Source organism: Acinetobacter sp. UBA2581 (genome assembly GCF_002339435.1).
Classification (GTDB): Bacteria; Pseudomonadota; Gammaproteobacteria; order Pseudomonadales; family Moraxellaceae; genus Acinetobacter; species Acinetobacter variabilis.
Genome location: NZ_DDLD01000046.1, coordinates 24,088 through 36,318 on the forward strand (window position 1 = coordinate 24,088; position 12,231 = coordinate 36,318).

The 12,231-nt window shown below is 41.0% G+C and carries 12 protein-coding genes and 1 pseudogene; 12 read left to right on the forward strand and 1 reads right to left on the reverse strand.

The window, feature by feature from the left end; all coding sequences use genetic code 11:
- Positions 1–485 precede the first annotated feature (485 nt).
- From rpmH to ssb, 11 genes and pseudogenes are all read left to right on the forward strand, one after another.
- Positions 486–620: a 50S ribosomal protein L34 gene (gene rpmH / locus B3Q46_RS05380; protein ID WP_000831329.1), complete on the forward strand. Its 135-nt coding sequence runs from the start codon at positions 486–488 to the stop codon at positions 618–620.
- 29 nt (positions 621–649) lie between these two features.
- Complete coding sequence (gene rnpA, locus B3Q46_RS05385; protein WP_034706193.1) at positions 650–1,045, forward strand: ribonuclease P protein component; 396 nt, start codon at positions 650–652, stop codon at positions 1,043–1,045.
- Between the two features lie 9 nt (positions 1,046–1,054).
- Positions 1,055–1,375, forward strand: coding sequence for a membrane protein insertion efficiency factor YidD (gene yidD / locus B3Q46_RS05390; RefSeq protein ID WP_004780345.1), 321 nt, complete (start codon positions 1,055–1,057; stop codon positions 1,373–1,375).
- A 5-nt stretch (positions 1,376–1,380) separates the two neighbouring features.
- Positions 1,381–3,144: a membrane protein insertase YidC gene (yidC, locus tag B3Q46_RS05395; protein WP_034706191.1), complete on the forward strand. Its 1,764-nt coding sequence runs from the start codon at positions 1,381–1,383 to the stop codon at positions 3,142–3,144.
- 92 nt (positions 3,145–3,236) lie between these two features.
- Complete coding sequence (gene mnmE / locus B3Q46_RS05400; protein WP_034706189.1) at positions 3,237–4,592, forward strand: tRNA uridine-5-carboxymethylaminomethyl(34) synthesis GTPase MnmE; 1,356 nt, start codon at positions 3,237–3,239, stop codon at positions 4,590–4,592.
- Positions 4,593–4,797: 205 nt separating this feature from the next.
- A complete protein-coding gene (locus B3Q46_RS05405) occupies positions 4,798–6,030 on the forward strand; it encodes a tyrosine-type recombinase/integrase (RefSeq protein ID WP_139229520.1) in 1,233 nt (410 codons plus the stop codon).
- A 554-nt stretch (positions 6,031–6,584) separates the two neighbouring features.
- Entirely contained in the window at positions 6,585–6,821 is a 237-nt protein-coding gene (locus B3Q46_RS05410) for a helix-turn-helix transcriptional regulator (RefSeq protein WP_074947131.1), read from the forward strand.
- 3 nt (positions 6,822–6,824) lie between these two features.
- Positions 6,825–7,010, forward strand: coding sequence for a hypothetical protein (locus B3Q46_RS05415; RefSeq protein ID WP_074947132.1), 186 nt, complete (start codon positions 6,825–6,827; stop codon positions 7,008–7,010).
- Between the two features lie 160 nt (positions 7,011–7,170).
- Positions 7,171–7,476, forward strand: a complete 306-nt coding sequence (locus B3Q46_RS05420; RefSeq protein WP_074947133.1) for a hypothetical protein — start codon at positions 7,171–7,173, stop codon at positions 7,474–7,476.
- The gene (locus tag B3Q46_RS05425) at positions 7,473–9,896 is read left to right on the forward strand and encodes a DUF927 domain-containing protein (RefSeq protein ID WP_286713886.1); all 2,424 of its coding nucleotides are present in this window, start codon (positions 7,473–7,475) and stop codon (positions 9,894–9,896) included. The genes B3Q46_RS05420 and B3Q46_RS05425 overlap by 4 nt, the downstream gene beginning before the upstream one ends.
- Before the next feature lie 252 nt (positions 9,897–10,148).
- Positions 10,149–10,473 (forward strand): annotated as a pseudogene (gene ssb / locus B3Q46_RS05430) (single-stranded DNA-binding protein); the annotation flags it as partial.
- A gap of 636 nt (positions 10,474–11,109) precedes the next feature.
- Here the strand turns inward: ssb and B3Q46_RS05435 are convergent.
- On the reverse strand, positions 11,110–11,385 hold the full coding sequence (locus B3Q46_RS05435; protein WP_074947135.1) for a hypothetical protein: 276 nt from the start codon (positions 11,383–11,385) through the stop codon (positions 11,110–11,112).
- A 317-nt stretch (positions 11,386–11,702) separates the two neighbouring features.
- Here B3Q46_RS05435 and B3Q46_RS05440 point away from each other — a divergent pair, with 317 nt between their 5' ends.
- Positions 11,703–12,050: a hypothetical protein gene (locus tag B3Q46_RS05440; RefSeq protein ID WP_074947136.1), complete on the forward strand. Its 348-nt coding sequence runs from the start codon at positions 11,703–11,705 to the stop codon at positions 12,048–12,050.
- The last annotated feature ends 181 nt before the right edge of the window (positions 12,051–12,231 follow it).

A 12,231-nucleotide genomic window follows, 5' to 3' on the forward strand; every position in this document is an offset into this window, starting at 1 on the left:
CGCAAGCTGTGGATAAAATATAGCACAAAGTTATCCACAAAGTATAAAATTAATAAAAACAGTTTTATCCACAAACTAAGTTTTTGTTTATTTAATACAAAATTACCTTTTCCACAGAAAAAGTCCACCCTAATAGTAATAAATTTAAATTTATAAATTTGAATTTATTTATAAGATTTTGTTCTTTTGTGGATAACTGAGAAAAGTTTAAATTTAAATTCAAAACTCAAGAGTTAAATTTAGATTTCACATAAGTTGTGGATAACTATGTTGATATAAGTGTTAATAACTTATATTTGATTTTAAAACAAATGGTTATATTGTGGTTAACTTATATATAGGTATTTGAATACAATTTTTTTAATCCCTATTTACATTTTGATTCCAGTCTTATTTGAAAAGAAAATGGCTTTTGCATTGACAGCTCAAGCAATGAGCACTAAAATCGCGGACCTTTATAGAAAGATCATTTTTGGAGTTTCAATATGAAACGTACATTCCAACCATCTGAATTAAAGCGTAAACGCGTTCATGGTTTCCGTGCTCGTATGGCTACTAAAGCTGGTCGTCAAGTTCTAGCTCGCCGTCGTGCAAAAGGTCGTCACAGCTTAACTGTTTAATCAGTTAGGCTTTGCCGATTTTGGGTGTTATGACTACACTTTATAGTTTTGGTACAGAGCTTCGTTTACGCTGTGCTGCAGATTATAAAGGAGTCTTTGATGGTGCGCTTTTTAAAGTGCATCAACCCCATTTCCTTTTTCTTGCAAAACATTCCGAACTGCCAAACAGCCGTTTGGGTTTAGTTGTTGCCAAGAAAAAAGTGCGCCGTGCGCACGAACGAAATCGAGTAAAACGACTTGCTCGCGAAAGTTTTCGCCTGCATCAACAGCAACTAGATGATTTGGATATTGTGGTTATGCCTAAAGTAGGTATAGAAGCGGTACCGAACGCAGAGTTGCATCAGCAATTACAATTTGCCTGGCAGAAACTCAACCGTCTTGCCAAAAAGCATTCCAAAATAGCATCATCCTCCCCACAAAAGTAGAGATGGCCAATGGTACGTTTACTGCATTGGTTAATACGTTTCTATCAGATTGCGATTAGTCCTTTATTGGGACCACGCTGTCGTTATATTCCAACATGTTCTCAATATTCCTTGGAAGCAGTCCATACACATGGAGCTGTACGTGGTGTGTGGCTGGCTACTCAGCGTATTTGCCGTTGTCATCCGTGGGGTGGCTCTGGATATGATCCGGTTCCCCCGAAAGCGATTCGTTTTATTTCATTTCAGCAAATAGATTCTCAAACGCTTCACGTTGCTGTACCCTTTCGTGATCGTTTATTGAACCAAAATCACTCTAACCACTTGGGGTAATACATATGCAACAATGGGCCAGGATTGCAATTCTCGGAGCCATGTTTGTTGTCGCATATTTGCTCATTTTGGCGTGGCAAAAAGATTATGGCAATGCTGAAACAAAACCACAGCAAGAAGCTGCGGTTGTTTCACATGAAGTATCTGCAGATTTGCCAAATGCTCAGACGGCGACAGCCGCTTCTGATCTGCCACAAGCAAATATGCCAGCGCAGCAAGCAACGGATGCCACCGCACCTGTAAGTCAGCAGCTTATTTCAGTACAAACTGACCTTTATCATCTTTGGATCAATCCTAAAGGTGGTGATATTGTTCGTGTTGAATTACTCAATCATGACAAGAATAAAGACAGCGATGAACCATTCGTCATGCTGGAAAGCGATGCGAAACGGACTTATGTCGCTCAGTCGGGCCTGATCGGTCTGAATGGACCGGACAGCAGCCGTAATGGCCGTCCAACCTATGAGCTGGAAAAAACGGCTTATACACTGGCAGATGCCAAAGCCGCTAAAAATAAAGATGGCGAAACTGTCAAAGTACTTTCTGTACCTATGGTCTTTAAAACGGCTGATGGTGTAGAGGTCATTAAAACCTTCAACTTTACTGAAGGTGAATATCCGATAGTTGTGAATCACAAAGTGGTCAACCGCAGCGACCAGACCTGGCAAGGTCAGATGTTCGGTCAGATCAAACGTGACAACTCTGAAGACCCTGGTAAATCTGATCAGGGGATCTTCACACTGGGTACGTTCCTGGGCGGCGCTTGGGGTACACCGGATGAAAACTACAACAAGTTAAAATTTGACAACTTTGTTGAAGAAAAACTGAATACCGAAGCCAAAGGTGGCTGGGTTGCAATGGTTCAGCACTACTTTGTGAGTGCTTGGGTGCCAGGTAACCTGAAGCTGACTCAAGCCAATGGTGAAGCTTACAGCGCGAAGCTGGAATCACGTAAATCAACTGATAACATGAATATCATTGGTTTTACTTCTCCAACTTTCAATGTGCCTGCAGGTACCGTAGCTGAAATCGATGCGACCTTCTACTCTGGTCCAAAAGTTCAATCAGAGCTGAAAGATCTGGCGACTGGTCTGAACCAGACTGTAGACTATGGCTGGTTATGGCCAATTGCCAAACTGCTGTTTGTTGGTCTTGAGTTCTTCCACGGTCTAGTGGGTAACTGGGGCTGGGCGATCATTCTGTTAACTGTACTGGTTAAACTGATCCTGTGGCCATTGTCGTCGAAGAGCTACCGCTCTATGGCGAAAATGCGTGTGATTGCACCTGAAATGCAACGCATGAAAGAAGAGTTCGGTGAAGACCGTATGCGCTTCTCTCAGGAAATGATGGCACTGTACAAACGTGAACAGGTGAATCCACTTGCTGGCTGTTTACCACTGTTACTGCAAATGCCAATCTTCCTGGCACTGTACTGGGTATTGATGGAATCTGTAGAACTGCGTCATGCACCATGGATGTTCTGGATTCAAGATTTATCTTCAATGGATCCTTGGTTTATCCTGCCATTGATCATGGGTGCGACCATGTATATCCAGCAGATGCTGAATCCGCAACCAACTGATCCAATGCAGGCGAAAGTGTTCAAGATTATGCCAGTGATCTTTACAGTATTCTTGCTGTTCTTCCCGGCAGGTCTAGTGTTGTACTGGATTGTGAACAACTTGATCACGATCTTACAACAAACACTGATCAACAAGTCTGTTGCCAAAGACCGTGCTAAACGCGATGAGGCAACACCAGTCAACTAAGTTGTACTGATGGGCTGAATAAATCCGCTTAAGATGGTAATCTTGAGCGGATTTTTTTTGCTGTATTTTTAAGTTTTTTCTAGGTGAATGTTATGCTCGACCGAACTACGATTGCTGCGATTGCAACTCCCCCAGGACGTGGCGGTGTAGGTGTCATTCGCCTGTCGGGTCCCCAGTCTTATGAAATTGCCCAGGCTTTGAGCCAAAAAGATTTGCCCAAAGCGCGTTTTGCTGGGTTTCGCCAGTTCTATGATGCAGCCGGTGAAGTAATGGACGAAGGTCTGGTGATTTGCTTCCCGAATCCGAATTCCTTTACCGGTGAAGATGTAGTGGAACTGCAAGGCCATGGTGGCCCGGTGATCCAGAATGCCCTGTTGGGCCGTTTGCTGGAACTGGGTGCTACTGCAGCCAAAGCTGGTGAATTCTCGATGCGTGCCTTTGAAAATGGCAAGTTGGATCTGGTGCAGGCCGAAGCCATTGCGGATCTGATTGATGCCACTTCTCAAGCGGCGGCACGTTCTGCCGTACGTTCGCTGCAAGGGGCATTCTCGACTAAGGTGAATACGGTATTAGAACAGCTGATTCACTTGCGTTTGCATGTCGAAGCGGCGATCGATTTCCCGGAAGAAGAAATCGACTTTCTGGCGGATGGCAAGATTTTAAATTTGCTGGATGGCGTGGCGAATGCCGTCACTCAGGTTCAGCAATCTGCACGTCAGGGGCAGTTACTGCGTGAAGGTCTGCAAGTGGTGATTGCCGGTAAACCGAATGCAGGTAAATCTTCCCTGCTGAATGCCCTAGCAGGTAATGAACGTGCGATTGTGACCGATATTGCCGGAACCACCCGTGATGTGCTGCATGAAAAGATTACATTGAATGGTCTGCCGATTACCCTGACCGATACTGCTGGTCTGCGTGAAACCGGCGATATCGTGGAAAAAGAAGGTATTCGCCGCGCGATTAAAGAAATTGAACAGGCCGATCTGCTGTTGCTGGTTTATGACCTGAGCCAAGGAGATGACCCATTACAACTTGCTCAAGAATATTTTGCTGAGCATCTCGAGCCAAAGCGTCTGATCCTGATCGGGAATAAAGCCGATTTGACCGGTGCCGATGCTGTTATGGGAGATTTTAAAAGCTTCCGTCATATTACCGTCTCAGCCAAGCAGGAAACCGGTGTCCAATCGCTCATAGATGCGATTACAGCGCATGCAGGCTTCCAGCCTGAAGAAGATACCTTTATTGCCCGTACCCGCCATTTAGATGCAATGAAGCGCACTCAGATGTACTTAGCTGAAGCTCGTGAGCAACTTGTTGTTTATAATGCAGGTGAACTGGTCGCAGAGTCTTTACGTCTGGCACAGAATGCGCTGGGTGAGATTACCGGTGATTTTAGTGCGGATGACCTATTGGGCAAGATATTTGGATCATTCTGTATTGGAAAGTAATCTCAAATTAAGCCAATATTCTAACAAGTTATAATAAGTTCTAGTGATAATTAAATAGCATTAAGTTTTAACAACTTAGTGCTTTTTTAATGTCTTTTTATTGTTCCAATATGTTCTATACGTTCATCTAGTGCTATGATTTTTTTAGTCACCTACTAGCTACGTGACAATAAAACCTTATTTTTATGCCTGAGTGACTAGAATAATGCCAAAGATAAACGGCCTGTTTTTCTCTACTGATAGAGAGATTCAAAACCTGAAACCACAGGACAAGCGATATTCGGTTAAAGACAAGCTGAATAATGGGCTTTTTATTGAGGTGAAGGAATCAGGCGTTAAGTCATGGCACTATCGTTATTCACTGGCAGGCAAACAGGAACGGCTTGTTATAGGTCGTTATCCTGACTTGTCATTGAAAGACGCTAGACAGATCAGAGATGAATCCGCCTCACTGGTGGCTAAAGGTATTTCACCGAAACAGGATAAGGCAAAGCCAAAAGGTATTTTGTTTAAAGACTACGGCGAACGCTATTTGAATGAAGTGATAAGAAAAGAGCGTAAAAATCCGTACAACATGGTTTTGTGTTTAAACAATGATATTTATCCAATGATGGGAAGCATTCCACTGGATCAGGTCAGCATTGAAGATATACGCCGTACAATATGGCGCAAAAAAGAACAGGGATATGATGCAGCAGCTAACCAAGTCAGAGGCTTGTTAAAGCGTATGTTTGATTATGCTATGACGTTGGGGCTAGTTACTTTTAACCCAGTGCTAGCCATACCATCACGACATATCCATAAGGCAAAGCCGAGAGATAGATATTTAAGTACAAATGAAATTCGCACCTACTACACCACCCTATTAGATTCTCGTATCTACCGACCACGTAAGTTAGGGCTTTTATTGTCATTGCTTACATTGGTTAGAAAGTCAGAGCTATTGAGGGCTAAATGGGAGCATATCGACTTTGAACAACGTACGTGGCTTATACCTGAAACCAAAGCAGACAGCGCGACAGGTCATAGCCGTGAAATGGTCGTTTATATGTCCGACCAAGTAATTGAGATTTTCAAAGAATTAAAAACAATTGCAGGTAATGAGCCTTTTGTATTTGTGGGCAGACAGTCAGGCACACATATCAGCCATAACGCATTTAACACGGCGCAAAAGGCAGCACTGGCATTGACAGACTTGCCACCGTTCACAGTCCACGACTTGAGAAGAACAGCAAGCACACATTTGAATGAACAAGGCTTTCATAGTGATGCAATCGAGGCGTGTTTAAACCACACAATGCGAGGCGTTCGAGGTGTATATAACAAAGCCAAGTATGAAAAAGAACGTAAAGAGATGCTGCAAAAGTGGAGTAATCATATTTTTAGTGTGATTTATGAGCCAAATTTGATCTTTTTTAATCAAGTTAAAGGTGCTTAAAAGAAGGTGTTTTTAAGGGAATTAGTCTTTATCTAATTTTTAAGGCCAATTAAATTAGTCTCTACCTAATTTTAAACCTAATTAAATTAGTCTGTATCTAATTTATTGAATTTAAAAGATTTTATTTGAATTGATGTTGGTTGTTTATAAAAAATTGTTGTAACATTACATTATGTTCATTGAGTTGTAATAAGTACAAAGCAATCAATGAGCAATAAAAAAGAGCTAAATGTATTATCAGTACATTAGCTCTTTTGGTGACATGAGTAATTACCAGTTACTACATGTCGATGTTTTTAAACCACGTCGTACCAAGACACAAAACTAAGAGAATTCAGAGATGTAAATAGCTTAAAAACAAGTTTTATAGTAGTTCAAACATGGCATATGTCAATAACCTTGTTCTTGTTGGTTGGTATTCTTTGCTATCCACTGAATGTATCGCATAGCTATGTATTGCTATATCTAATTAATAAAACTTAGTTTTTCCTCTTAATTATTCTCTAAATTCCTTTTTTTGTGTCTAGGCATTTCCACTATTGGAGAATGTTTAGATGACTACATCTAAAGAACAACAAATCGAAAACGTCCGCCTGATCCGCCGTAAAGAAGTGCAGGCTAAAACTGGCTTGGGTGCTTCATCTATTTACGCAATGATGAAACAAGGCGAATTCCCCAAAGCTATCACCCTATCTAAACGCCGTGTCGCTTGGATTGAATCCGATGTTGACCAGTGGATTAGTGAACGCATAGCAAACCACAAAGCAGCCATTGCAACAATGGAGTCTTGAGCTATGGATAGCATGAATATTCACCCTAAGGTTGTCAAAACTGTTAACCATGACAGAGAGATTGTGAAGCTGTACGGTGCAGAACACCAGAACACCATGCAGGCTTTTATACTTGCCTTTGAATACCTTCCAGCACTTGAAAGAGAAGCAGTCAAGATGACTAAACATTACCTACCCGAACCAAGCTAATACTTAGAAAATGGTCAACCAGTCTATAACTTGCAATACATTTCAGACCATTACTGGATGACCATTTGAAGAAATGAAAATGGGCCTTGTAAAAATGATAGTGAATTCCATCACCAGTTTTTACATTGGCGAAAATCTCAAAAGTATTAGGGGGCATCCCATGCCTAATCCAATCAAAAGTCTTACTCAAAAAACTTATGATGCTGGCGATATGCTAGACCTCAGCGACTTAGCTGTTAATGATGTGAAATGGTTAAATTTAGCCATTAAACATTTAAAAGCTGAGTTCTATGACACTAAAGACTTCATTCAAAGCAATCACAAAGTACATGATTCATATTTTGAACAATTGGATGAATTTTTCGGCATGTATGAGCATCTTGCTAATGACCGCTTAAAAGAAAAAGAACATTTGGCTACGAAGTATCAAAATGAGTGGGATAACCCTAAGGAAGGGCAAGCATGAAAGCACATCATGAAGCCCTAGAGCTAATAACACCCGAAGCCATTTTAAACGAATGCACACAGCTTGTATCGTTTAACGATGCTTATTCATCACATCCATTAATACAGCGTTTCGGCAGTCCTGAGCAGCCGATCTATGTTGATGATGGCAATGTAGATATAAACGGCGTTAGCTATGAGCAGCCTTTGATTATGCCTATCTATGATGGGCAAATGGAGCTTGTACAGTGTGCAGTCATGCAGGATGGACAGCGTGTGGCTGTCATCCCTGATGGATTGGCTAAAGGTTTTGCCATGTATGGTGACTTTCATCATGATAAGCCTGTAATCATCACCTATAGCCTAGAATCATTCTTTAAGGTCGCACAGACTGGCTACGCCGTTGCTTTGGTGGTGTTACCTACGCTATGCAGTAAACATCAAACAGAACTCAAAGCATCTGATTTTAAGCAAATTCAATTTTTGATTAATCAGCTATCAGCAGCAGGATACAGACAGCTTTATCTGCCTGTCAGACTTGAACATATAAACCTTGAGCCATTTAAAGCCTTAGAACAAAACACAGCGGTTAGGTTGCTGAATTTGCATCATGAGATTCTAGGGACTGAATCAATTGTTAATCTTGATCAGTACGAAGAAACTGATTTTTTAAAAGAGTTCATTGCAGAGGGTATAGAACTACTACCCAAAAAGACCAATCTGCCTAAAGGCCATTTAGCCAAGCCGTTTAAATATGGTGACGGTGTATTTCATCTCCTTGAAGATGGCTTGTATTACATTGAACAAACCAAAAAGGATGAATTGAGGCGTTATATCTCAAGTCCTATTAATGTGCTGGCACAAACAAGGGACACGACTAATAGCGCATGGGGTCGCTTGTTAGAATGGTATGACGCTGATGGGGTTAAACATACTCAAGCCTTATCTATGGAGCTATTCCAATCGGACGGTGTAGAGCTACGCAAAGCCTTATCTTATCAGGGGGTAATTATTGCATCTGATGGAAGGGCGAGAAATTTACTGCAAAGCTATCTAATGAGTTATCCGACTGATGCTAGGGCGTTATGTGTTGACCGCGTGGGATGGCACGACAATATATTTGTACTACCTCATAAGCAGATCGGACAAAGCAGCAGTGATTTAATTGTTTATCAGACTAACAATGCCCTAGATAACCGTTATCAAAGCAAAGGCACATTAGAACAATGGCGAAGCAATGTAGCGCAATTGGCAGAGAATCATAGCTTATTGGCTTTTTCATTGTGTACGGCCTTTGCTGGGCAATTGCTAGACCCTCTTAACCAGCAAGGCGGTGGCTTTCATATTAAGGGAGGTTCATCCAAAGGGAAAAGCACAGCCTTGAACCTTGCCAGTTCCGTGTGGGGCAATCCAAAGCAGTTTTATAGAACATGGAGAGCCACAGGAAACGCTTTAGAGCATACAGCGTATATGCACAATGACAGTTTTTTAGTGCTGGATGAAATTGGGGAGATAGCGAACCCCAAAGAGCTAGGCAATGTCGTTTATATGCTTGCCAATGGTTTAGGTAAAGGTCGAATGACCAAGCAAATTACAGCAAAACCTATGCACCAGTGGAAAGTTATTTTTCTATCCAGTGGTGAAAAAAGCCTTAAAGAAATTATGACCGAGCAAGGCCAGAAGACTAAGCTGGGGCAAGAAATACGCTTGGCTGATATTGATATAGATCAGTCCGAGTACGGTATTTTTGACTATGTAGACTTTGCAGAGGATGGGGCAAAGCAAGCGATTGAGCTGAGTAAGCGTATGGCAGACTGCTACGGCGTGGCTGGCATTGCATGGCTTGAGTATCTGACCGACCACAAAGGCGAGCGTATGGACGAAGCTAGGGAGCTTTTAGACCAGCACTGCCAAGCCTTAACCGTGAACCAGTCGCAAGGGCATATTGTTCGAGTGGCTAACTACTTTGCATTGGTGGCAACGGCTGGGGAGCTGGCAACAAAGGCCAATATTACAGGCTGGAAAGCAGGCACAGCGTTTAACGCCGTACAAAAGGTATTTAATCAATGGCTAGGCAGTTTTGAGCAGGTCGGAGATTATGAGAATCGGGAGATTGTGGCCCATGTTAAAGCATTCTTTGAAGCGAACGAATCAAGCCGTTTTCAAGCCATTACACCTGACCCCGATAACATCGAGCGCATTAATAACCGTGTCGGATACTGGAAGATAGAGAACGGCGAAAAGATATTTTATGTATTTCCTGAGCAGTTTAAAAATGAAGTCTGCAAAGGTTACGATTTTCGCAAGGCAGCCAAAGCATTACTAGCCTATAACTTGCTTGAACATGACTCAGGCAAAAGCCAAAAAACTGTTCGTTTACCACTAAGGAAAGGGTCAGAGAAATTTTATGCCGTCAAAGAGGCTATTTTTAGCTGGGAATAGTAAAAAGCGAAGGTAACAGAGGTAACAGAGGTAGCAGCCTTATAAATAAAGGCTTTCATGCGTTACCCATTGAAAATGGTAACAGGTAACAGAGGTAACAAATCCCATATTTCCCTTGTTTGTTACCCATGTTACCTAAGCCAAAAAAAAGAGGTAACAGGCTGAAATGCTTGTATAGCAAGGATGTTACCCATGTTACCTACGTTACCCATGAAAAATAGACATTCTGAGAAAATTTAAGAGATTGAACCAATGGTAAATTTAAATAGAGTGACAGTGATGGGCGTTCTAGGCCGTGACCCTGAAACAAAGCAATTTCCCAACGGTGGCAGCATTACAACATTCAGCGTTGCAACTTCCGAGCATTGGAAAGAGCAAGACCACTAGTGAGCGCAAATAGGCTACAGAATGGCACAGAATCACCACTAACAACCATTTAGCCGAGATTGCCAGTAAGTACCTCAAGAAAGGCGGAAAGGTTTATATCGAAGGCTCATTGCGTACAAGGAAATGGAAAGACCAAAGCAGATCCGAAACGGAAATAACCGAGATTCGAGCCGATGAGCTACAATTGCTTTAAATGATAATAGCCTCCTTCACTGGGGGCTTTTTTAATGTCGATAAAATGGCAGTAAGTCGACACGTTATCTACATCATGTCGATGCTTTAGATGGCTTTAGATTAGTATTGCCTAATTAGATAACTAAACCTAGTCATAAGTTAGCTATAACTAGCTATCTACAATCACTCTTTTGACATACCACACCCACCAGTGGCTAAACACACCTACACCTTGCGATATTTACTACGCCGTACTATGACCCTCTTGCTGCATTTCCTACACCGCAACATATCACCAACCTTATTTGACGTGGCTATTGAGTATTTGTACTGGCATAGGCATAGGAAATAAAGCAAGGTCAAACCACTAACGGCTAGTAAAATAAGTATGGGGGTATACTCATTCATCACCACTATCCACCCCGATTACATCAACCAAGCCACCTAAATGCTGGTCAATTTGCTCTAATTGATAGCCGATAAATTTTTGGTCTCTCGCGCGTGATGGGTCAAAATTGGATTTCAGGCTATCTAAATAACCTTTAACATCAAAGTCTTTAGAGTTTTTGTCCGTTTCATTTGCCGTTTCGTTTCATTTTTTACCGTTTCGTTTTGCGTTTCGTTTCCCAAAAATAAATAACATATTTTTTTGCTAGATTAGTGCTAATTCTTCTCGGTCAAAATCATCAGTAACCGTTATTTGAAGATCAGGACGATTGCCGTAAAGCATTAATTCCTCTTGCTCTAGTTGAGACAATGTCAGTGAGTAACCGTGCTGCTTACTCATTCGGTAAAGATTGTTCTCAAAATAGCTAATCGCTAGAATCTCAAACCCATGCAATTCGCAGTTTTGTGCATCATCTGGAAATACCGCATAGAATGCCCCATGAGGAGTTGTCACTTTTAACGCTGTAGTGTTGATATCCATTATTTAATCCTAGCCTTGAAAGTATTGTGATTGGTAGCACCTTACCAGCTAACAAACTAACCTATTGGGATTTGAAACGCAGTAGATAAATACATAACCTCATACGCGCGTGATGGGTGTAAATTGGATTTTTCAATCTTCCATATAGATTGAATATCAAGGCTTTCCGAAATTTCTGCCGTTTCATTTGCCGTTTCATTTCGTTTCGTTTATTGATAATAAAACAATTAGATTCTTTCTTTAGAAAAGGCTTTAAAGCATTTCGTAAATGTATAATTAGTATCTATTATGTTGGTTGAATTTTTTAAGGGTGCTAAATGAATAAGATTTTCTTAACGTGCTTGGTAGTTGTTTGTAGCTCTATATCTAATGCGAAAGTTGAAACAGTCAAATTGGAAGATTGTAAAGATAATGCTGACTTATTGGGCTATGTTACATCCATACAAGGTATATGTGGATTACATGTGGATCAACAGAGCAAGTTGATGCAATATATTAATCAAACTAATAGAAAATGCATTGCTACTTATGGTGAAAAAAGTATGGCTAATGCTACTAAAATGGGAATTTTTTCGGTTAAAGCAGAGATGGATGATGTTGGTAGAAACTCAACATGTGCAAGAGCATTACAAGACTATAGTGAGTTTTTTGATTTCAAACGTTAAGCCACAAAACTAAGATGAATTTTTAATTTCGTGAGTGTAAAAATGTGCCTAGTGATTACATAATCAGTCACCTATTAGGCACTGAGTTTTATTTATTTTTATAAGTTATTAATTTATATTAAAAATATAACTGGAATTACATTCTGTATTGGTAAATAATATTGTCTTGTCCTGAAATAGA

Excerpts from the sequence above, each read along its gene's own strand:
- rpmH (WP_000831329.1), top strand. The coding sequence starts at position 486 with ATGAAACGTACATTCCAACCATCTGAATTAAAGCGTAAACGCGTTCAT.
- B3Q46_RS05405 (WP_139229520.1), top strand. The coding sequence starts at position 4,798 with ATGCCAAAGATAAACGGCCTGTTTTTCTCTACTGATAGAGAGATTCAA.
- mnmE (WP_034706189.1), top strand. The coding sequence starts at position 3,237 with ATGCTCGACCGAACTACGATTGCTGCGATTGCAACTCCCCCAGGACGT.
- B3Q46_RS05420 (WP_074947133.1), top strand. The coding sequence starts at position 7,171 with ATGCCTAATCCAATCAAAAGTCTTACTCAAAAAACTTATGATGCTGGC.
- B3Q46_RS05440 (WP_074947136.1), top strand. The coding sequence starts at position 11,703 with ATGAATAAGATTTTCTTAACGTGCTTGGTAGTTGTTTGTAGCTCTATA.
- B3Q46_RS05425 (WP_286713886.1), top strand. The coding sequence starts at position 7,473 with ATGAAAGCACATCATGAAGCCCTAGAGCTAATAACACCCGAAGCCATT.
- yidC (WP_034706191.1), top strand. The coding sequence starts at position 1,381 with ATGCAACAATGGGCCAGGATTGCAATTCTCGGAGCCATGTTTGTTGTC.
- rnpA (WP_034706193.1), top strand. The coding sequence starts at position 650 with ATGACTACACTTTATAGTTTTGGTACAGAGCTTCGTTTACGCTGTGCT.
- yidD (WP_004780345.1), top strand. The coding sequence starts at position 1,055 with ATGGTACGTTTACTGCATTGGTTAATACGTTTCTATCAGATTGCGATT.
- B3Q46_RS05415 (WP_074947132.1), top strand. The coding sequence starts at position 6,825 with ATGGATAGCATGAATATTCACCCTAAGGTTGTCAAAACTGTTAACCAT.
- B3Q46_RS05410 (WP_074947131.1), top strand. The coding sequence starts at position 6,585 with ATGACTACATCTAAAGAACAACAAATCGAAAACGTCCGCCTGATCCGC.
- B3Q46_RS05435 (WP_074947135.1), bottom strand. The coding sequence starts at position 11,385 with ATGGATATCAACACTACAGCGTTAAAAGTGACAACTCCTCATGGGGCA.